The following is a 20002-nucleotide window of genomic DNA, read 5'->3' on the forward strand; positions in this document are numbered from 1 at the left end:
GTTGGCGCCGATTGCGCCCGTAAGCTCTGGTGCGCTTGGCGCGTAGTGGTGCGGCGTTGGCGCACGAGTGGTGCGTTTGGCGCGTAGTGGTGCGGCTCTGGCGAACAACTGGTGCGCCGCGTGAACGCGAGGGCTATCCTGTCGCTATGACGACGGCGGCTGGTCCGCGCGGCACTGACCGCGGGCTTCTGCCCGACCTCGCCGGGAGACGCGAGCTGGTTGGGGGATGGGCAGCGATCACGCCCATCCACTACTTCATTGTGGAAGCCGTTGCGATAGCCGCCTGGCTGGGCAGCCCGGGCTATGAACGGCGGGCCCACGTCATCAGCGATCTCGGCGCGGCCCACTGTGGACCCTTCAATGGGTACGAAGTCTGCTCCCCGCTCAATTGGTTGATGAATGTTTCGTTCGTGCTTCAGGGCGTAGCCATGATTCTGGGCGCCGTGTTGGTGAATACGGCCGTGTTGTCCATCGCAGCCCAGCCTGGCGCGCGTGTTATCACTCCCCGGATGGCCTCGGAATCCCAAAGGACGGCCGAGTCTTTTCCTTGGATCGCGGCCGGGGCGGTGCGGGTGCTGATCTTCGTGGCGGGCATTGGCCAGGCAATGGTTGGACTGGTCCCGGAGGACACGGACCTGGCACTGCATCTGGTCGGCGCCGGCATGTATTTCATCGCCGGCCCACTGTCCTTGGCGGTCCTGGGCGTCGTGTGGCGCAGGCATACGCAGATGTCCTGGTTTGTCCTTGTCTGCGGTGCGGTGTCGTTGGGCACCACCATCTACATCCTCGCAGTGGGGTTGCGCGTGGAGGAGCCGGGCGCGATCGAACGCACCATGGCCTATCCGATCATCATGGGGCTATCCATGGTGGGCCTTGTGGTGGCACGACGCGTGACGAAGCAAAGGAAAGCCGTCAGGGCTTTGCGCTCTTCCGGCCCAGGAAAACAGCCAGCACGCCGCACGCGAGGCTGACCAGGAACAGTACCCACGACGCAATGGTGAGGCCGGACGCCAAAGCCACCGAACCGGCGTCGGGCGCGTCCGACGCCAACATCGAATCGATGGCGACGTTGGACCACAGATGAGCCACGGCGAACAGCATGGGAGCCGCCCACATAGCCCAACGCCATGACTTCCGGGCCACGTTGGTGCCGATGAGCAGGAGCCAGCTGAACCCGAAAATCAGGGGAAACAATGTGCCTGCGGTCTTATGCACGTAGTTCAGCTGGCCGCGCGCGGATTCGTCCATGGCCTCGCGGAGTTGGCCGACGTATTCCTGCGAGAATCCGCCGATCAATGAATCCGGCATAGCCAAGCCGCCGGAGAGCTGGGTCATCTGGTTCAACGTCAGCAAGTGCAGGTACCAGAACAGGAACAGGCTGGCCACCACGCCCGCGATCACGATGAGCTTGGAGTTGCTCTGCGCCTTTTGCGGTGTCCGCTGGGTGGTGGTGTTGATCACGGGAGGCAGTGTGTGATCGGGAACCACTGCCTTTGCTCCGTGCTTCTTGATGCGCTGGGCTGGTGTCTTGGCCATGTCATTCATTATCCGTCCACATAAGCTGGAACCATGACCACCGGCAGGCACACAGCAACTGAACTCGATCCAACACTGAATGACTACCAACTGGCCAGCGCGCTGGTCCGTGAGGCAGGCCAGTTGGCGCTGCTCATGCGGATGGGCGGCCTGCAGGGCGAACGCAAGACCTCAGTGTCCGACGTCGTCACTGCAGCCGATCACGCCGCCGAGGCCTACGTCCTGGAACAGTTGCGGCGCTGCCGGCCCGAGGATGGCATCCTCGGCGAAGAAGGTGCGTCGGTGGCGGGAACGAGCGGCCGGACCTGGGTGATCGATCCCGTGGACGGCACTTACAACTTCCTGCACGGATCCACCTACTGGTGCTCGGCGATCGCCCTCAAGCGGGACGGCTCCGAGGACGGGACCAACCCCGTTGCCGATCCGGAGGTGCTGCTCGGCGCCATTTACCAGCCTGAGCTGGACAAGCTGTGGCTCGGCGGGGAAGAACACCCCGCGACGTTGAACGGCGAACCGATCTCCGGCTCGGGCGATCGCGCCGTGGGAGAAATCAGCGCGGCCACCTACATCCACCCCACGTGGCTGGCGGATCCCCGCGCGGCCATGCCGTGGCACGCCGCTGCGGTCACCGCGGCGTCCCTGCGCATGTTCGGCTCGGGTTCGTGCGACCTCGGCCGCGTAGCCGACGGCGAACTCGGCTGCTGGTTCCAGCACAGCTGCCCGGAATGGGACTGGCTGCCCGGAAAAGCGATCGTCCGCGCAGCAGGCGGGGACACCGCCGTCGTGAAGGTCAACGGACTGAACTGGTTCGTCGCTGGAGGCCCGACGGCGGTGCGCGAGTTGAGTGCCGCACTGGCCTCGGTTCCCCAGTTTGCTTAGTCGCTAAGGCGTGTGAAGCGTCGATGGACCGGTGCCGGATACCCGGTGCCTTATTGTGTCGGGGCCACCGCCTAGACTGGTAGGCACCATGGATATGTTGTTTGACCCCTACGCAGACGGACCCTTCAAAGCAGGCACCAAAGCCGCAGCCAAGGCTGCCCCGGAGCTTTCCCACTCAGGGGGAGGCGCTGCCGGCGCCCGCCTCCAAGGGGGCAGCAGTGGGTCGTCGGACACTGCGGCGGGCCCGGCATCGGGAGGATGGGGCAACACCGGCGGGTCGGGACTTCCGTCTGCTGATGCGCTCCTGCAGGGGCTGAACCCGCAGCAGGAAGAGGCCGTCAAGCACGCCGGCAGCCCCCTGCTGATCGTGGCCGGCGCGGGATCGGGCAAAACCCGTGTCCTCAGTAACAGGATCGCCTACCTGATCGCCACCAAGCGCGCACACCACGGGGAAATCCTGGCCATCACCTTCACCAACAAAGCGGCAGCGGAAATGCGGGAACGCATCGAAGCCTTGGTTGGCGGCCGGGCCAAGGCCATGTGGATCTCCACGTTCCACTCCTCCTGTGTCCGCATCCTGCGCAGGGAAGCCACCACGGTGGGCCTGAACTCGAATTTCTCCATCTACGACTCCGCGGATTCCCTGCGCCTGATCACCCTGGTAGCGAAGAACCTGGACCTCGATCCCAAGAAGTTCGCGCCCAAGGCCATCCAGCACAAGATCTCGGCGCTCAAGAATGAGCTGATCGACGCCGATTCCCATGCCTCGTCCGCCAACTACAACGACCCCTTCGACACCGCCGTGGCCGAGGTCTTCAAGGGCTACACGCAGCGCCTCCGCCAAGCCAACGCCATGGACTTCGATGACCTCATTGCTGAGACCGTCTACATGTTCCGCGCCTTCCCCGCGCTCGCAGAGTCCTACCGACGCCGATTCCGTCACGTCCTGGTGGATGAGTACCAGGACACCAACCATGCCCAGTACGCTTTGGTCCGGGAAATCGTTGGAGTGGGAACTGACACCAGCGTCCAACCCAGCGAGCTGACGGTGGTGGGCGACTCCGACCAGTCCATCTACGCGTTCCGCGGTGCGGACATCCGCAACATTGTGGAGTTCGAGGCCGACTACCCCAATGCCCGCACCATCAAGCTCGAGCAAAACTACCGCTCCACCCAGAACATCCTCAGCGCCGCCAACTCCGTCATCTCCCGCAACCCCAACCGCCAGGAAAAGCGCTTGTGGACGGCGGAGGGCGATGGCGAAAAAATCGTTGGCTATGTGGGCGAGAACGAGCACGACGAAGCCCAGTTCATCGCCAAGGAAATCGACCGCCTGCAGGATGAGGACGGCCTCCGTCCGGGCGACGTCGCCATCTTCTACCGCACCAATGCCCAGTCCCGTTCCATCGAAGACGTGTTGGTCCGGGTGGGCTTGCCGTACAAAGTCGTGGGCGGCACCCGCTTCTATGAACGCAAGGAAATCAAGGATGCCTTGGCCTACCTTCGCGTCCTGGTCAACCCGGATGACGACGTCAACCTGCGCCGTATCCTCAATGAACCCAAGCGGGGAATCGGTGATCGGGCCGAAGGCGCCGTAGCTGCCTTGGCAGAACGCGAGCGGTCCTCCTTCATGGCTGCTGCCCGCCGTGCGGACCAAGCGCCCGGAATGGCCAGCCGTTCGGTCAACCTGGTCCTCGGCTTCGTGAAGCTGATGGATGATCTCGCCGAGGTCGCGTCAGGTTCCGGTGCCGCTGCCGCACTGGAAGCTGTCCTGGAGCAGACTGGATACCTCGCCGGGCTGCGGGCCAGTAGTGATCCTCAGGATGAATCCCGTGTGGAGAACCTCGCCGAACTCGTGGCCGTGGTCCGTGAGTACGAACGCGACAACCCGGAAGGTTCCTTGGGCGAGTTCCTGGAACAGGTCTCCTTGGTAGCCGACGCCGACCAGATCCCGGATGCACCCGGCGCTGACATCGACGCCGCCGTGGCCGAGGCAAAGCGCATGGGCGTGGTCACGCTCATGACCCTGCACACCGCCAAGGGCCTGGAGTTCCCGGTGGTCTTCCTGACCGGCATGGAGCACGGGATCTTCCCGCACCAGCGATCGGCCACAGACCCCAAGGAACTCGCGGAAGAACGCCGCCTTGCCTACGTGGGCCTCACCCGCGCCCGCAAGCGGCTCTACGTCACGCGATCCGAAGTCCGCAGCATGTGGGGCCAAAGCCAGTACAACCCTGCCAGCCAGTTCCTCGAAGAAATACCCTCCGAGCTGGTGGAGTGGAAGCGCGAAGGCATGAGCCGCCAGGCCGGCGGATGGGGCAGCGCCCCGATCGGTTCCAATCGCTATGGCGGTTCGTTCTGGGGAGCCGGCACCTCGCGCGGTGCTGCCGCCAGCCCCACTGCAGGGTTCGACGACGACGTTCCTGCCGCCGTCGCACGCAACAGGGTGCAGCCGCAGAAAGAAGTCATTTCAGTGGTGGTGGGGGACAAGGTCAACCACACGAGCTTCGGCAATGGCGTGGTGCTGGGCGTCGAGGGCGCTGGCGATAAGACAGTGGCCAAGGTGAAGTTCGACGTCGGCGAGAAGCGCCTGCTGTTGCGGTACGCGCCGCTGACCAAACTGGACGCTTGATCTTCGCCGGCATCCGGTTACCGGCATAATTGGTGGCATGCGACGGACTGTTCTGGGGATTATTGCTGCCGCGCTCTTGGTCTTGACCACAGGGTGCTCCTTCGCCACCGAGGATCCGGACTACGTTCCTCCTGCCCCGTTGGCGCCCCTGGAGCAGTTACAGCAGGTTCCGGTCACCGAGCAGACCACCCTGGCTGCGGGCGAGGATGTCACTGCGTTTGTCACGGCTGATAAGAACATTGTCTGCGCCCTGACTTCCTCCCGGGGCGGGCACCTCAACCTGCCCTATGAGGCCAACTCCTACTCGGACGCCGCCAACAACAAGTTCGCAGTTGTTCCCGTGGCTCATTGCGAACTGGCGAAGTATGCCAAGCCTGACCTGGCCGACATCGCCGACGACTGCGCCGGAACGGGCCTGGGCTACCTCGGTGGCACGGTCCTCCTTTCGCCGGACAAGGCCGTCTACGGCTCATGTCGTTCCGGCGTAACACAAATGGAGTCGGAGTTCGGGCCCAAAGGCAGCCGCAACGGGCCTATCTCCAAGTTGCGGGAGCTGGCCGATGGGCAGAACATCGAGCGCAACGGGCTGCGCTGCTCTGCCTATAACGGCGGTGTTGCCTGCGGAAACGTCTCCGGTGGCGTGGCTTTCTTCGTGACTCCCGAGGGGTACCAGCTGATTTCCGACGGCGGCAAAACAGTCACGGGGAACCTTAAGCAGGCCTCATGACGGACGTCGAATGGCCCAAAAACCGCGTCATTCTGCGGTTTTTCTACAGGCGATAGAAGTGTAAGGTTACTCACTTAACAGGTAGTGTGTAGCTGGCGGGACTCCTCATAGGGCTAAAGTTCCGAGAGGACCTTACGCAATGTGACCGGCTTCAATCCTGGTTGTTACCGCGTACTTTCCGCAGCTGGCTATCGCGGTCATCGCGGTTCCCGGCTGAACAGAAAACTACTTCGACGTAGAAGGACACTAAACCGTGGACCTGTTTGAATATCAGGCGCGCGATATGTTCGAAGCGCACGGTGTACCCGTGCTCGCCGGCATCGTGGCGCACACTCCTGAAGAAGCAAAGGCAGCTGCCGAGAAGATCGGCGGCGTAACTGTCGTCAAGGCACAGGTTAAGGTTGGTGGCCGCGGCAAGGCTGGCGGCGTCAAGGTTGCCAAGACTGCCGAAGAGGCACTTGAGCACTCCACCAACATCCTGGGCATGGACATCAAGGGCCACACCGTCAACAAGGTGATGATCGCCCAGGGCGCCGACATCGCCGAAGAGTTCTACTTCTCGGTCCTCCTGGACCGCGCCAACCGCAACTACCTGGCCATGTGCTCCGTAGAAGGCGGCATGGAGATCGAGCAGCTTGCTGTCGAGCGTCCCGAGGCCCTGGCCAAGATCGCCATCGATCCCGCTGTGGGCATCGACCAGGCAAAGGCCGACGAGATCGTCGCAGCTGCAGGTTTCGCTGAAGAACTGCGCGGCAAAGTGGCCGACGTCATTCTGAAGCTCTGGGACGTCTTCAAGAAGGAAGACGCAACCCTGGTTGAGGTCAACCCGCTGGTCCGCACCGGTGCAGGCGAGATCGTTGCCCTCGACGGCAAGGTTTCCCTGGACGAGAACGCTGACTTCCGCCACGTGCACCACGCCACGCTGGAAGACAAGGACGCAGCTGACCCGCTCGAGGCCAAGGCCAAGGCCCAGGACCTCAACTACGTCAAGCTGGACGGCGAAGTAGGCATCATCGGCAACGGCGCCGGTCTTGTGATGTCCACCCTCGACGTCGTCGCTTACGCAGGTGAGAACCACGGCAACGTCAAGCCCGCCAACTTCCTGGACATCGGCGGTGGAGCTTCCGCCGAGGTCATGGCCAACGGTCTGGACGTCATCCTTGGCGATTCCCAGGTCAAGAGCGTGTTCGTGAACGTCTTCGGTGGCATCACTGCGTGTGACGCCGTGGCAAAGGGCATCGTGGGTGCACTTGCTGAGCTTGGTTCCTCCGCGAACAAGCCGCTGGTAGTCCGCCTCGACGGCAACAACGTTGAGGAAGGCCGCCGCATCCTGACCGAGGCCAACCACCCGCTGGTTACCCTGGCCGCCACCATGGACGAGGGCGCCGATAAGGCTGCCGAGCTCGCCAACGCAGCTAAGTAAAGGGACGCGACAATGTCTATCTACCTCAACAAAGACTCCAAGGTCATCGTTCAGGGCATCACCGGCGGCGAGGGCACCAAGCACACCGCCCTGATGCTCAAGGCCGGCACCAACATTGTTGGTGGCGTCAACGCCCGCAAGGCCGGCACCACGGTCCTGCACGGCGACAAGGAAATCAACGTCTTCGGCACCGTCAAGGAAGCCATCGCTGAAACCGGCGCAGACGTCTCCATCGTCTTCGTCCCGCCGGCATTCACCAAGGACGCCGTTGTTGAAGCAATCGAAGCCGGCATCGGCCTCGTTGTGGTCATCACTGAAGGCGTTCCGGTTCAGGACTCCGCCGAATTCTGGGCACTGGCCCAGTCCAAGGTTGACGCTGACGGCAAGCAGATCACCCGCATCATCGGGCCGAACTGCCCCGGCATCATCACCCCGGGCGAAGCCCTGGTGGGCATCACCCCGGCGAACATCACGGGCAAGGGCCCCATCGGCCTCGTGTCCAAGTCCGGTACCTTGACCTACCAGATGATGTACGAACTCCGCGACCTCGGCTTCTCCACCGCGATCGGTATCGGTGGAGACCCCGTCATCGGCACCACGCACATCGACGCCCTGGCTGCGTTCGAAGCTGACCCCGAGACCAAGGCAATCGTCATGATCGGCGAAATCGGTGGCGATGCTGAAGAGCGCGCAGCCGACTACATCAAGGCCAACGTCACCAAGCCGGTTGTGGGCTACGTTGCCGGCTTCACGGCTCCCGAGGGCAAGACCATGGGCCACGCAGGCGCCATCGTGTCCGGCTCCGCTGGCACCGCACAGGCCAAGAAGGAAGCTCTCGAAGCTGCTGGCGTGAAGGTCGGCAAGACGCCGTCCGAGACCGCCAAGCTGCTGCGTGAAGTTTTCGCAACGCTCTAGCTAGGCTGCCGTAAGGCACCTGAAGTACGACGACGGCCCGGTGCCTTCCCCACGGAAGGTACCGGGCCGTCGTCGTACTTTAACGCGGCTGACGCGGGCCGAAGAGTCTGGGGGAAAACTCCGACCCGCGCCAGGTTCATGGGGCCGGCTAGGCGATGATCTTCAAGGCCTGCCAGCCGGTGCCGAGGCTGACCGGCGGTACGTTGCTGAACGTCCCGCCGCCCGATCCGGGATACAGCCACAAGGTGTCTCCGATGCGGCCCACGACGTCGTTCCTGCCGTCGCCGTCAAGGTCCCGCGGCCCGGCCACCGCAGTGCGGGTTCCCCAGCCCGTCCCGATCTGCGTCCATTGCAGCCAACCCCCGGTGCCATTGCCCGGATACAGCCATAATGCGCCTGTATCCGTACGGCGCGCCAGTACATCTCCCTTGCCGTCGCCGTTGAAATCGCCGGTACTGAAGATGGCGTTCATGACGTCCCAGCCCCAGCCCACCGTGTAGGGAGTCCGCTGCCCTCCGGTGCCGTTTCCTTCGTACAGCCGGAGCTCGCCGTTGCTTCGACGGCCGATGAAATCGGGGATGCCATCGCCGCTGAAGTCGCCGGGGGAGAAGAGCTGCGACATGGTGCTCCACCCGGTACTGACCTGGGTCCGTGCCCCGAAGCTGCCCGCACCGTCGCCGGGGTAGAACCAGAGGACATCGCCCGCCCGTGCCAGGAGGTCGGGCTTGCCGTCCTTGTTGAAGTCGCCGGGGGTGAGGGTGTCCGTGACGGTGGACCAGGCTGGCGCGGCCAGGGCGATCTTCCTGGTGTCCAGTCCGCCGGAGGCGTTGCCGGGGTAGAGATACAAGTTCCCGGCCGTATCAGCGGCCAGCACGTCCGCCCGGCCGTCACCATTGAAATCATGGGCCGACGGCGGTCCGGCTGCCGGCACGGTGTAGGTCTGGGTGCCCACGGCCGAGGTGTTGCCGGCAGTGTCAACACCCAGGTACTTGACCACCAAGGTGGTGCCGCCCATGACGATCGGATTGGCGGGGTTGTACTTGATGTTGGTGGCTGATTCCGTAGCCGTTGGCGTGCTGCCGTTGGTGGTGTAGTAGATGGCGGCAGGTTCGTTCGCTGACAGGGCAATGGTGGCTCCGCTGGCCAGGGCTCGGCTGGTGGGGTTGGCCGTGACCGTGGGAGCGGTCGTGTCAGGTGGCACGGTGTAAGTCTGGGTGGCCACCTCGGAGACGTTCCCGGCGGTATCCCGGGCGAAGTACTTCAACGTCATGGGACCGGGACCGTTGAAGGGGATTGCTGCGGTGTAGGTGAGCCCGGCCGTCAGGGGATCGGTACCGTCCGTGGTGTACCGGATTTCGGCCGGTTCATTCGCGGCCAGTGTGATGGTGGTGCCCGCTGCGTGTTGGCCGCCCAAGGGGTTGGCCGTGACCACCGGCTTGGTGACGTCCGGGCCGGTGGAGTAGGTCTGCGTGACCACAGCCGATGAATTGTTGGCGGTGTCCACGGCGAAGTACTTCAGGGTCAGCGGGCCGCTCAGAATCAGCGGAGCGGTGTATTTGCTGCTGGCCGTGGTGGGGGTGCTTCCATTGGTGGTGTAGTAGATGGTGGACATTTCATTGGCGGTGAGGGTGACGGCCTGGCCCGCCGCGTAGGTTCCACCCGGGGGCGCCGCAGTGACCACGGGGGCCACGTTATCGGTGCCGAGGTAGGCCTCGAACTCGGCCAGTCCGGCATTGGTGGTGCCGGCACTGACGGAGGTGATGTTGAGCCGTACCGAGCTCACTGTCTTGGCGGGAAACTTGATGGTGAGGCCCGATCCGTTGTTGGGCAGGGACGGGACCGCCACAGTGCTTCCATCCGAGAACTGCAGGTTGCCGCCGGTGATCTGATCGGTCAGGAGGGGCCGGTCGGACAGGGTGACCGCATTGATGGTCCGGGTGGGAGTGAAGTTGTATTGGATCCAGCTGCCGGCTTTTTCCCCGGCTGAGACCCATTCGCGGGTTGCATCCATCGGAGCGCCCCAGTGGTACCCGTCACGGACCTTCTCAGGGCTTTGCGCCGCAGCCTTCTGCGACGACGCAGTGACGGTGGTTCCTGCGGACTTGGCGGCGTTGCCCACCCACTCGATGGCCGTAATGTACTGCCGTTTCAGCCACTCGTCATAAGGGGAATCCGGACAGCCCTCACCGGGGCTGCTGCAGACGTACATGTCGAAATCGGCGAATCGCACAAACGTGTCCACCTTGGCGGTGAGCTCAGCGCCGGTCACGTTCTGGGCGTATTCATCAATGACGTAGGCATCGTAGGCCATGGACGTGTGCGGTCCGGTGTAGCTGCGGGTGGCAAGCTGGGCAAATTTTGCGGTAGCCCAGTGGTCGCTGTGGTCGTACGGGGTGGTGAAGTTTCCGGTCCAGTCCTGGGTGCGGAAGGTGGTGGGCTGGAAGTTGGCCACAAGCCGGTTCAACGCTGACTGGAACTGGGACTTGGTGAAGGTAGCAGCGTTGTCCACCGGGCGGATGGAGGAAAGCCGGCCGTCCCAGAGTTTGAGGATGCTCTGGCTGTTGTACGCGGCGCTGCCCAAGCCATTGGGGAAGCCGTCCGGCAGTCGCATGTACACCACGGAGACATTCGGGGCACCGTTGAGGGTCCGCAGGGTGAGCGGGCGTCCTGGTACACCGGCGTCGGAGGTCGTCCAACTGTTCGATACTCCGGCCATTTTGGCGTAGCTGGCCTGGATCCCTGATTCGAGGCTGCGCCAGTAGGTGGCACCTTCACCTGCCTCGCCGGCGGTAGCAAACACCGTTTGAACGCAACGCTTCGCCTGGATATCTCGCATGAAGTCCGGGCTGAGGAAAAGCAGGTCATCATCAGTGTGGGCAACGATCTGCATGGCGCCGCCCGTGCCCGCGCACGGCGGTTCAGCAGCAGCAGCGGGAGCAGCGGTGGTGAGGGCGAACCCGCCCATGACCAACGCGGGCCCCAGGAGAAGGCCCAGAATGCGTTTTATTAAAGAATGGCGGTTATTCGGACGAAGAGGACGACTGGCGTATTTTGGACGGTCCACAACCATGCTCCTTTGAGCAGATGTTGGGCCCCCCAGCCGGCAAACTTACGACGCCCCCTGGACGCCTTGATGAATGAAGTTGGTACTGGCTGAACTTCCGATGACGCTGAAAGCGATGCAGTGAGCGTTACTGTACTCCACCAGGACGAGCCTGGATAGGGTGCCGGCATACTTCCACAAAGGAAGTGAAAGGCACCAGCCGTTCTGAGTCGGCGAGCTGGGAAACTTCGGGGTGCCACTGTACGGAGGCAACCCACCGGGATGGATCTTCCAGCGCTTCCACCGTACCGTCGGCGGCGATGGCCGTGACAGCCAATCCCTCGCCCACCCTGGCCACCGCCTGGTGGTGCCCCGAGGCGACCTTGACAGTGGACCCGCCGGGGGAGCCATAGAGGGCCGCAGCCTTGGATCCGGGGGTGAGCTGGACGTCATGCCAGGACCACTCGCTGGCTGCGGGATCGTGTGGATCCAGGCCACTGTGGTTTACCGAGGTCGGGGCCATGTCCTGGGTCAGCGTTCCGCCGTACAGAACATTCAGCAGTTGATGGCCACGGCAGATGCCCAGCAGGGGCAGGCCGGCGTCGATGGTAGCGCGGGCTACGTCCATGTCCAGGTGGTCCTGCTCCTGGTTCACGTCATACAGGGAGTCTTCGGGATCCTGGCCGTACAAGCGGGGATTGATGTCGCCGCCGCCGGGGAGCAGCACGCCGTCGAGCATTTGCATCTCGGCAGCCAAGCGGCCTGCGCTGTCCGCCGAAACCGGCGTCAGCAGGACCGGCTGGGCACCGGCCTCGCGCAGCAGGTCCACGATGAAGGTGAAGAGCTGATTGGCTTCGCCCACCCGGGCGTCGGGGGTGTCCGAACTGCTGAGGCGTACCGGAACACCGATGCGCGGACGGGCAACTTCTGAACTCTTCATGTTTCATGATGCACTGGACAGCAGCCCGGCGCGCAAACGCCCGCGTCACAGCCTTGGCGATACTACGCTGAAACCATGAATCGCACCGGCGCCCTGAACCCGAGCCCGCGGACGCTCGACATAGAAAGCGTGGTCCACTTCCACCATCTGGTGACCGCAGGAGCCGGGTCCATGAATGGCTGGCACGCGCAGTCACTGGACCTGCGGGGACACGCACGGGAGCTCAAGTCCCTGGACGCCCAGGGCGCGATCTTCCTGGGATGTACCTTCGACGAGGGTGTGGAAGAGAGCCTGCGGCGCCGTGGAGCGCTGATCTTTCCCACGATGCAGGGCGTGCCGTTCGACCCCTACCGGAACAGCCTGTACACGGCAGCGGAACTCTACCCGGACATCTCCTCCACAGAGTACGAGACAACCCTCGACACCCGGGTCTACCAGTGGAGCATCCTCCCCGGGCAGCGGGGAAGCCTGGACGCCACCCTCGCCGCAGCCCTGCACGACCACGCAATCGGCGACGCCCTGGACGAACTCCTGGACCACGGAGCACTCTCCGGGGCCAAAGTAGTGGGTGTCATGGGTGGACACGCCGCCCAGCGCGGCACCAGCGACTTCGCCGACGCCGCACGGCTGGGCCGGCTGCTCGCCCAATCAGGATTTGCTGTCGCCACCGGCGGCGGACCCGGGGCCATGGAAGCAGCCAACGTGGGCGCCTACCTGAGCGGAACGTCCGACGCCGATGCTGCAGCCGCGCTGGAAACCCTCGCCGAAGTACCGGGGTTCAGGCCCTCGGTGACGGCCTGGGCGCGGCAAGCAGCCGCCGTCGTCGAACGCTGTCCGGAGGGCACTGCGACCCTCGGGATTCCCACCTGGTTCTACGGCCACGAGCCACCGAACCTGTTCGCCACACACATTGCCAAATACTTCGCCAATGCCGTCCGGGAAGCCATCCTGCTGGAACTGTGCACCGGCGGGATCGTCTTCCTTCCAGGCGCCGCAGGAACAGTGCAGGAGATCTTCCAGGACGCCTGCGAGAACTACTACGGAGCACCCGAAACCATCAGTCCCATGGTGCTGGTGGGACGTGAACACTGGGAACGGACACTCCCAGCCTGGCCGATGCTGCAGAGCCTCGCCGCGGGAAAACCGATGGAGGAGAAGATCTTCCTGGTGGACACCGTGGAGGAGGCGCTCGCAGTGGTCTCCACTCACGCGTGAGGCACAGCTAGAAGTCTTTGCTGCAGGGGCCCGAGCCGAGTTGGGCCAAGCCGGTCCTGTCGCCTGCAGCGTACTGGCGGACCCAGGAAGCCTGGTCAAACATCAGTTGCCGGGGGTCGTCCACGTGGTCAAGGCCCAGCAGGTGTCCCAGCTCATGCATGATCACCGCTACCCCGATCTCCTTGCCCTCGGAGGTGTCCACGATGCCGGCGAACTGCGGGGCGTCCAGGGACACGGTTCCGGTGACATAGGCTTTGTAGCCATCGCTCAGGCCAATCGAGGAACTCCCACCCAAGCCCACGGTTTGGCCCGTCAGGCGCGGTACCTGCTCCGGAGTGCTCCACGCGATCAGGACGGGCGCCCACCGGTCACCGTATCTGGCGGGCTGGTATCCCTGCCTGTTGGTGGACGGGACCTCGGAACTGGGGCCGTCGTAGACGAACTTCAATCCGGTGGCCACGCTGGCTTGGCGAATGGCCTCGTCCACCAATGGCTGCCAGGAAGGATCCCCGAGATCCGCGTTCACCACGTAGTGGATGGGCCTGCACGGTGAGTAAGCCAGGGGCGTTCCGTCCTCCTTCACGGCGAGGAACTTGTACGAGGTACTGGTCCGGTTCACCGGTGCCGGAGTTCCCAGTGGCGCGTCGGCTTCTTCCAGACCGGGCAGAGGGTCTTGGCGCTGCCCGAACGGCACCAACCCGGGCCGGGGTGCCTGGCTTTGCGTGGCGGAGGAGCCGTACAGGAACCGCTGCAGGTCGCCGCTGAAATACGCACCCGCGCACACCAATGCGAGGATGCCCAGGAAGAACAGGATGGCGGCGATGCTGCTGTGCTTGACGGGCGGCCGTGGCGTGGCCGGTTGCCGGGCCGGCGGTGCCAGCGTTCCCTCGGGCCGGTAGGGGCCATGCGGAGGATCATGGGGGCGGGAAGGATCGGGGTCCTGCCACTCGGGCGACCCGTAAGGTTCCATGGAACCCCCTGACGTGGAGGCTGCGACGGGAGGTGGGGCGCCGTCGTCGGCCGTTCCCGACAGCATAAGTCCGGTACCGCCGCGAGTCCATGGCGGACTGAACGGGCCCTTAGATATCCTCGCGGCAGGGGGCCGAGGCAAGGAGGTGCAGTCCGGTCAGGTCGCCGGCCGCTAGACCGTCAGGGGCCCCAATCTCCGGGTACATCAGCTGGACCGGATCTTCCACGTGGTCCAAACCCATGACGTGCCCCAATTCGTGTTGCATGACCGCCAGGACATAGTCGGCGCCTTCGGGGTCAGCGAGCAGTTCGGAGACCTGCGGGGTGTCCAGCTCCAGGCTGCCCGTGATGTAGCTTTTGGGTCCGTTGTTGAGTGAGTACATGGTGCTGCCGCCGGTGCCAATGACTTTGTCCGCCAAAGCCGGCGCGGCCTCTGGCGTGGTCCACGAAATCAGCAAGGGCGCCCACCGGTCGCCGTACTTGGCCGGTTGGTATGGCTCCCGCCGGTCTACCGGCAATTCGTCGGTGGTGCCGTCGTTGACGAACTGGATCCCTGAAGCGGCGGAGACATTGGCGATCGCTGTCTCCAGCAGTGCATCGGAACCCTCCGGCGCGGATGCGTTGTTCACCACGTAGTGCAGCGGCCGGCATGGCGAGTACCCCACCGGAGTGCCGTCGTCGTTGGTGGCCAGGAACTTATACGAACCGTTGGTAGTTTCCGGCGCCTTCGGCGAGGCCAACGGGGCGTCCGCCTCCTCAACTCCGGGCGGCGGGGCGTCTGCTGCACGTGCAGGCGCCGTTTGCTTCTGCCCGGGGTGCCCGTCCTGCGCGGCACCTGGGACGCTCACACCCGGGAAAAGGGCGGTGATCCGTGGGTCTCCATGCAGGAATCCGCTGACCAGCACTGCCACCACAGCGGCAATTCCGGCCATCAGTACGCCACGGAGAATGCGCCAGGCCGTACCGGCACGCCGGTGCTTGGGCGCACGCGTTTCCCGCTCCGAGTCCACGGTTCTCCATTCCTCACGCCCTGGTCACGCGGGGCAGCGCGGAGGACGAACCAACATTACGGGCTGCGGGGGGAGCCGTCCAAACTAGATGATGGTTGCCCCGAACACCAGGCCCAGCCCGTAGGTGGCGGCCGCTGCTCCCAGGCCGATCGCGAGCTGGCGCAGCCCGCGGCTCAGTGGCGACGTTCCGGACAACAAGCCCACGACGGCGCCGGTCGCCAGAAGCGCGATGCCCACCAGGACACCGGCCACCATCAAGGCGGCAAAGCCCGTCATGCCGAAGATAAAGGGCAGGATGGGAACGACCGCACCGGAAGCGAAGAAGCAGAAGCTGGACACCGCGGCGCCCCACGCGGAGCCGACGGATTCGTGCTCGTCGGTGGCAGGTTTCTCAGGCTGCAAGGAGAGGCTGGGATCGCAGTCGCAGCTGAACACGCCCATGCGCTCTGCGGCGCGGTGCTCGGCGGCTTCGCGGGTCATACCGCGGGCGAGGTACACCAGCACCAATTCGTTGTGCTCGATGTCCAAGGACGGGGCAGCCGTGAGGGTGGCTTGCGTTGGCAGGGTCGCATTGAGCAGTTCCCGCTGGGAGCGGACCGAGACGTACTCGCCGGCGCCCATGGACAGTGCGCCGGCCAAAAGACCTGCCACACCGCTCATCAGCACCACCGGACTGGGTACGCCGGTGGCGGCCATGCCCATGACCAGCGAGAGGTTACTCACCAAACCGTCGTTGGCGCCAAAGACCGCGGCACGGAAAGTACCGGAAAGCCGGTTCCGGCCGCGGGTGGCCAGTCCCCTGACCACCTCTTCGTGGATCTGTTCGTCGGCCACCATGGCAGCTGTTGCCGCGGGTTCGGTGCCGTAGGGGGAGCGGCCCTCTGCTCGTTGGGCCAGGGCCAGCACAAAGACGGACCCGAAGTTGCGGGCCAGGAAGCCCAGGAACTGGCCGCGGGTTGATGCGGCCTTGGGCATTCCGGCGTGCTCACCGAGGAGCTTGAGCCAGTGGGCCTCGTGACGGCCTTCGGCTTCGGCAAGGGCCAGCAGGATTTGGCGTTCTTCGCCGTCGCGCCTCTGGGCGAGTTCGCGGTAGACGGCGGCCTCGGCACGTTCATCGGCGAGGTACTGACGCCACCGGCGGATGTCGGCGTGCGAGGGCGGCGGCGGTTGCGTTACGTCGTTTTCGGGGGCTGCCGATTCCGGGGTGGGGTCCGGAGCGGGGCTCGACGAACCGGGGGATTCCTGGTGCTGTTGCACTTTCTCTCCTGTGCTGGGTGGGGTAGTTGCGGCCCCATTGCACGCCCCACACTACCGCTTATCCGCGCGGATTTTTGGCTGGTATTCCTTAGCTGGAATGTTCGGTGCACCGTAATTTCCGGCCGTCCTTGACCCTCGACTGAGCCGGTGCTCAGATGGAAGGACAGGGGCGGGGGCCCTCCCCGCACACGTTCAACTGGGCTTTGAGCCGCCCACGAGACGGAGGTTGCAGCATGGACACCACCGAATCACACGCCAAGCACCCGGACCGGGCAACCATCGAGTCGGATCCCGCCTACGACTACGCAGAGGACCAGGAAGTGGACGAGGCCTGGGTGGAAGAAGTGGACGCCCCGGAGGACGACGAACGCGTGGTCCCGATCGATGAAACCGAAGAGTTCCGCGACGAGGACGAGGAAATCCAGGCTTAGTCCTCCCGGGAGAGGGTGTAGTGCTGCCGCACACCCTCGCGTTTGCCGACGGCGGCAACAGTTACCGTGAGTGTCCTGGACGACTCACACCAGAGCGTCGGACGGACGGCCCGGGCCAACGCTTGCGCGATCAGGTGCGGCTGGGGATGTCCAAACCGCCGGGTTCCGGCCTTCGCGGTGATGGTGACCGTGCCCATGAAAAGGTCGACGGCGGGAATCACCGCAACTGTGGGCGTGGCTGTTGGTGCCGGGGTGCTTGGTGCCGGACTGCTTGGTGCCGGGGTGGTATCGCCTTGGTATGGCAAGGGACTGCTCCTTGGGGGAGTGCTCTTGCCCGCTCGGTTGTCTCTGGTCCGGGACGGGCCGCTTCCTCATCCGAACCACCCGTGAACATGGGGTTGGTGTGTGGCCAGTCGGAGCTTGGCACCACATCTCTTGAAGCTGGGACCACCCTACAGCACAGCACCCCAACCCCCTCCCGTTGTGAGGCCTGCTCTGCGTGCTTTGGCGGGGTTTTAGGGAGCACAGCGGGCCACGCAACGCCCAGTTCCCGGAGGCAAAACAACGGCGGGGACAAAACAACGGCGGCGCCACCCCGGAAAGGGGAGGCGCCGCCGTCGAACGTTGCTCTGTTGCTTGTTGCGTTACTTGTGGCTGCTGACCGGGTGGGCCTCAGGCGGGAGTTCCTCAGAGACGGCACCTGCAACGCGCTTATCCCAGGCCGCGCGGACGGCGGGATCCGTTGGCGGGGTGAGCAGTGAAATCACGACGTAGGCGATGAACGAGGCAGCGAGGCCGAAGTAGATCGGTTCGTTGGCGTAGACGCCGTCCGCACTCGGAATGACACCCACGGCGAAGAGGATCAGCAGCGTCAGAGTCAACACCGATCCCACTGCCATGGACCACGCAGCGGCGATGCCCGTGCCGCGCTTCCACACCAAGCCGCCCAGAATTGCTACCAGGAGGCCGCCTACCAGGATGTCGTAGGCGATGGTGAGGGCTACCACCACGTCCTGTGCTGCCATGGAAATCAGTACTGCCACGATGCCGAGTCCAAGAACCCAGTAGCGGTTTGCCTTGACGTCGTGCTCGGGATTTTCGCTGTCATCGGTGTTGATGGTCTTTCCGAACCAGCTGGCCACGAACGGGACAACGTCCGCACGTGCCACCGTTGCTGCGGCAATCAGGGCGCCGGAAGCGGTGGACATCATGGCTGCGACAGCCGCGGCCATGACCAGGCCGCCGATGCCGACGGGCAGGATGTGGGTGGCTACCTCTGCGTAGACAACGTCCTTGCCGAGGTTGGCGACGTCGATATCCGGCAAGGCCACGCGGGCAGCCAGGCCGATCAGGGCGCCGGCGATGCCGTAGAGAATGCAGTAGACACCGGCCGTGGCGCCACCCCAACGGGCAACCGTGGGGGTCTTGGCGGTGAAGACGCGCTGCCAGATGTCCTGGCCGATCAGCAGGCCCAGCGTGTAGACCACGAAGTAGGTGATGATGGTCTGGGCGCCGATGCCATCGATCTGGAAGAAGGTGTCGTCGAGGCGCTCACGGATGCCGTCCATGCCGCCGGCAGCGTTCAGGACGAACGGGAGCATCAGGAAGAAGATGCCGACGGTCTTGATGATGAACTGGACCTGGTCGGCCAAGGTGATGGACCACATGCCGCCAATGGTGGAGTAGACCAGGACGATCGCGCCGCCAACGGCGATGGCCAGCCAGCGTTCCCAGTCGAAGAGCACCACGAAGATGGTGGCGTAGGCGCCGGTGGACGTAGCGCAGAGCATGAGCGTGTACGCCAGCATGACGATGCCTGAGGTCTGTGTGGCCCTGCTGCCGTAGCGAAGGCTCAGCATCTGGGAGACGGTGTAGATCTTCAGGCGCTGGATGGTGCCGGCGAACAGGAGGCTGAGCAGCAGCACGCCTGAGCCGATGGCCACCACCAGCCACATGCCGGAGATGCCGAACTTGTAGCCGAGGCCGACGCCGCCCACGGTGGAAGCGCCACCGAGGACCACAGCGGCCATGGTGCCGGTGTAAAGGAACGGTCCCAGGCGGCGGCCGGCCACCAGGAAGTCGCTGTTGTTCTTGGTGCGGGACTTGCCCCACCAGCCGAATGCCAGCATGGCGAGCAGGTACACCACCACGATTGCGATGTTAATAGCCGAAGATTCCATGAACGGTCCTTGGAGCTGATGCACGGAGGTTGGGGTTTTCGACGATACTCCTGCGAAGCGTCGAAGTCTCTGTGCTGATGGTTGGAGATTGGGGAGGTGTTGTGTGCCTCACAGACAACACTTGTTGCCTATGAGGATATGTTGTGATCGGAGTAACAGTCAAGGTGCTTTGGTCATGGTTCCGCGGATTCTGGTCCTGTTGGCCTGTCTCCCGGCTACTATTGCTCCAATGACAGGGCCACATGACAGGCCTGAAAGGTTCGTGAATGAAGGCTCTCCCCGTTGAACCGAGCAATGTTCCCGTTGCCATCGGTTCCAGAATCCGCGCAGCCCGGCAGGCGCAGCGCCTCACCATCGAGCAAGTGGCTGATGCTACCGGCTTGACCAAGGGCTTCCTCAGCCGTGTGGAGCGTGACCTGACATCGCCGTCGGTCGCTTCTCTGGTCACCCTGTGCCAGGTCCTGTCGGTGTCCGTAGGCGACTTGTTCGCCGCCCCGGAAACGCACCTGACCAAACGCGACGACGGTCCGCGCATCTCCTTGGGTGGCCAGGGCATTGTGGAGCGTTTGCTGACGGCCCGCTCAGAGCGTCGACTCCAGATTTTGCAGGCCACTATAGAGCCGCGGGGCCGTGGGGAGAACGAGCTCTACGCCGTAGACTGCGACGTCGATGTCCTGCACGTGGTCAAGGGCAGGATCAAGCTCATCCTGACCAATGAAGAGTACGACCTTGAAGAAGGGGACACACTCTCCTTCCCCGGCCGCGAACCGCACACCTGGATCAACCCCACGGACGAAACCGTCGAAGTGCTCTGGGTGCTGGTGCCGGCGGCAAGCCGCTAGTTT

General features: G+C 64.1%; 17 protein-coding genes and 1 riboswitch. Of the genes, 9 read left to right on the top strand and 8 right to left on the bottom strand.

Annotated features, from left to right (window positions below; translation table 11 throughout):
- The first annotated feature begins 146 nt into the window (after window positions 1–146).
- On the top strand, window positions 147–971 hold the full coding sequence (locus RQH14_RS02610; RefSeq protein WP_311211787.1) for a DUF998 domain-containing protein: 825 nt from the start codon (window positions 147–149) through the stop codon (window positions 969–971).
- Here the strand turns inward: RQH14_RS02610 and RQH14_RS02615 are convergent.
- The gene (locus tag RQH14_RS02615; protein WP_311211788.1) at window positions 913–1536 is read right to left on the bottom strand and encodes a hypothetical protein; all 624 of its coding nucleotides are present in this window, start codon (window positions 1534–1536) and stop codon (window positions 913–915) included. The two genes, RQH14_RS02610 and RQH14_RS02615, sit on opposite strands and share 59 nt — an antisense overlap.
- 33 nt (window positions 1537–1569) lie before the next feature.
- Between RQH14_RS02615 and RQH14_RS02620 the strand changes: the two genes are divergently transcribed.
- From RQH14_RS02620 to sucD, 5 genes are all read left to right on the top strand, one after another.
- Window positions 1570–2415: an inositol monophosphatase family protein gene (locus RQH14_RS02620; RefSeq protein ID WP_311211789.1), complete on the top strand. Its 846-nt coding sequence runs from the start codon at window positions 1570–1572 to the stop codon at window positions 2413–2415.
- An 88-nt stretch (window positions 2416–2503) separates the two neighbouring features.
- Window positions 2504–5047, top strand: a complete 2544-nt coding sequence (gene pcrA, locus RQH14_RS02625) for a DNA helicase PcrA (RefSeq protein ID WP_311211790.1) — start codon at window positions 2504–2506, stop codon at window positions 5045–5047.
- A 37-nt stretch (window positions 5048–5084) separates the two neighbouring features.
- On the top strand, window positions 5085–5774 hold the full coding sequence (locus tag RQH14_RS02630) for a hypothetical protein (protein ID WP_311211791.1): 690 nt from the start codon (window positions 5085–5087) through the stop codon (window positions 5772–5774).
- Window positions 5775–6027: 253 nt separating this feature from the next.
- A complete protein-coding gene (gene sucC, locus RQH14_RS02635) occupies window positions 6028–7197 on the top strand; it encodes an ADP-forming succinate--CoA ligase subunit beta (RefSeq protein WP_089593935.1) in 1170 nt (389 codons plus the stop codon).
- Window positions 7198–7209: 12 nt separating this feature from the next.
- Window positions 7210–8112 carry a succinate--CoA ligase subunit alpha gene (gene sucD, locus RQH14_RS02640; RefSeq protein WP_159703364.1) on the top strand — a complete coding sequence of 301 codons (903 nt, stop codon included), beginning with the start codon at window positions 7210–7212 and terminating at the stop codon, window positions 8110–8112.
- A 148-nt stretch (window positions 8113–8260) separates the two neighbouring features.
- Here sucD and RQH14_RS02645 read toward each other — a convergent pair whose 3' ends face one another.
- Together RQH14_RS02645 and RQH14_RS02650 are read right to left on the bottom strand one after the other, a co-directional pair.
- Window positions 8261–11182, bottom strand: coding sequence for a chitobiase/beta-hexosaminidase C-terminal domain-containing protein (locus tag RQH14_RS02645; protein WP_311211792.1), 2922 nt, complete (start codon window positions 11180–11182; stop codon window positions 8261–8263).
- 121 nt (window positions 11183–11303) lie between these two features.
- On the bottom strand, window positions 11304–12095 hold the full coding sequence (locus tag RQH14_RS02650; protein ID WP_311211793.1) for a gamma-glutamyl-gamma-aminobutyrate hydrolase family protein: 792 nt from the start codon (window positions 12093–12095) through the stop codon (window positions 11304–11306).
- 75 nt (window positions 12096–12170) lie between these two features.
- On the opposite strand from RQH14_RS02650, the gene RQH14_RS02655 reads away from it, so the two are divergent.
- Window positions 12171–13310 carry a Rossmann fold nucleotide-binding protein gene (locus RQH14_RS02655; RefSeq protein ID WP_311211794.1) on the top strand — a complete coding sequence of 380 codons (1140 nt, stop codon included), beginning with the start codon at window positions 12171–12173 and terminating at the stop codon, window positions 13308–13310.
- A gap of 7 nt (window positions 13311–13317) precedes the next feature.
- Here RQH14_RS02655 and RQH14_RS02660 read toward each other — a convergent pair whose 3' ends face one another.
- From RQH14_RS02660 to RQH14_RS02670, 3 genes are all read right to left on the bottom strand, one after another.
- On the bottom strand, window positions 13318–14280 hold the full coding sequence (locus RQH14_RS02660) for a matrixin family metalloprotease (RefSeq protein WP_311211795.1): 963 nt from the start codon (window positions 14278–14280) through the stop codon (window positions 13318–13320).
- A gap of 109 nt (window positions 14281–14389) precedes the next feature.
- The gene (locus RQH14_RS02665; RefSeq protein WP_311211796.1) at window positions 14390–15289 is read right to left on the bottom strand and encodes a matrixin family metalloprotease; all 900 of its coding nucleotides are present in this window, start codon (window positions 15287–15289) and stop codon (window positions 14390–14392) included.
- 84 nt (window positions 15290–15373) lie between these two features.
- Window positions 15374–16546 (bottom strand): VIT1/CCC1 transporter family protein, encoded by a 1173-nt coding sequence (locus RQH14_RS02670; protein WP_311211797.1) that lies wholly within the window; start codon window positions 16544–16546, stop codon window positions 15374–15376.
- Between the two features lie 233 nt (window positions 16547–16779).
- Between RQH14_RS02670 and RQH14_RS02675 the strand changes: the two genes are divergently transcribed.
- Window positions 16780–16977, top strand: coding sequence for a hypothetical protein (locus tag RQH14_RS02675; protein WP_311211798.1), 198 nt, complete (start codon window positions 16780–16782; stop codon window positions 16975–16977).
- Here RQH14_RS02675 and RQH14_RS02680 read toward each other — a convergent pair.
- Window positions 16974–17282 carry a hypothetical protein gene (locus tag RQH14_RS02680; protein WP_311211799.1) on the bottom strand — a complete coding sequence of 103 codons (309 nt, stop codon included), beginning with the start codon at window positions 17280–17282 and terminating at the stop codon, window positions 16974–16976. The two genes, RQH14_RS02675 and RQH14_RS02680, sit on opposite strands and share 4 nt — an antisense overlap.
- A gap of 16 nt (window positions 17283–17298) precedes the next feature.
- Window positions 17299–17418: riboswitch (SAM riboswitch) on the bottom strand.
- 203 nt (window positions 17419–17621) lie between these two features.
- Window positions 17622–19157 carry a sodium:solute symporter gene (locus RQH14_RS02685; protein WP_311211800.1) on the bottom strand — a complete coding sequence of 512 codons (1536 nt, stop codon included), beginning with the start codon at window positions 19155–19157 and terminating at the stop codon, window positions 17622–17624.
- Between the two features lie 266 nt (window positions 19158–19423).
- Here RQH14_RS02685 and RQH14_RS02690 point away from each other — a divergent pair, with 266 nt between their 5' ends.
- Window positions 19424–19999: a helix-turn-helix domain-containing protein gene (locus tag RQH14_RS02690; RefSeq protein WP_024819844.1), complete on the top strand. Its 576-nt coding sequence runs from the start codon at window positions 19424–19426 to the stop codon at window positions 19997–19999.
- Window positions 20000–20002: the final 3 nt, after the last annotated feature.

This window comes from Arthrobacter sp. WCS2018Hpa-7, assembly GCF_031843805.1.
In the GTDB taxonomy this organism is placed as follows: domain Bacteria; phylum Actinomycetota; class Actinomycetes; order Actinomycetales; family Micrococcaceae; genus Arthrobacter.

Bases quoted from the DNA above. Each gene is read 5' to 3' on its own strand.
- RQH14_RS02610 (WP_311211787.1), top strand. From the start codon at position 147: ATGACGACGGCGGCTGGTCCGCGCGGCACTGACCGCGGGCTTCTGCCC.
- RQH14_RS02615 (WP_311211788.1), bottom strand. From the start codon at position 1,536: ATGGCCAAGACACCAGCCCAGCGCATCAAGAAGCACGGAGCAAAGGCA.
- RQH14_RS02620 (WP_311211789.1), top strand. From the start codon at position 1,570: ATGACCACCGGCAGGCACACAGCAACTGAACTCGATCCAACACTGAAT.
- pcrA (WP_311211790.1), top strand. From the start codon at position 2,504: ATGGATATGTTGTTTGACCCCTACGCAGACGGACCCTTCAAAGCAGGC.
- RQH14_RS02630 (WP_311211791.1), top strand. From the start codon at position 5,085: ATGCGACGGACTGTTCTGGGGATTATTGCTGCCGCGCTCTTGGTCTTG.
- sucD (WP_159703364.1), top strand. From the start codon at position 7,210: ATGTCTATCTACCTCAACAAAGACTCCAAGGTCATCGTTCAGGGCATC.
- RQH14_RS02645 (WP_311211792.1), bottom strand. From the start codon at position 11,182: ATGGTTGTGGACCGTCCAAAATACGCCAGTCGTCCTCTTCGTCCGAAT.
- RQH14_RS02650 (WP_311211793.1), bottom strand. From the start codon at position 12,095: ATGAAGAGTTCAGAAGTTGCCCGTCCGCGCATCGGTGTTCCGGTACGC.
- RQH14_RS02655 (WP_311211794.1), top strand. From the start codon at position 12,171: ATGAATCGCACCGGCGCCCTGAACCCGAGCCCGCGGACGCTCGACATA.
- RQH14_RS02660 (WP_311211795.1), bottom strand. From the start codon at position 14,280: ATGGAACCTTACGGGTCGCCCGAGTGGCAGGACCCCGATCCTTCCCGC.
- RQH14_RS02675 (WP_311211798.1), top strand. From the start codon at position 16,780: ATGGACACCACCGAATCACACGCCAAGCACCCGGACCGGGCAACCATC.
- RQH14_RS02685 (WP_311211800.1), bottom strand. From the start codon at position 19,157: ATGGAATCTTCGGCTATTAACATCGCAATCGTGGTGGTGTACCTGCTC.
- RQH14_RS02690 (WP_024819844.1), top strand. From the start codon at position 19,424: ATGAAGGCTCTCCCCGTTGAACCGAGCAATGTTCCCGTTGCCATCGGT.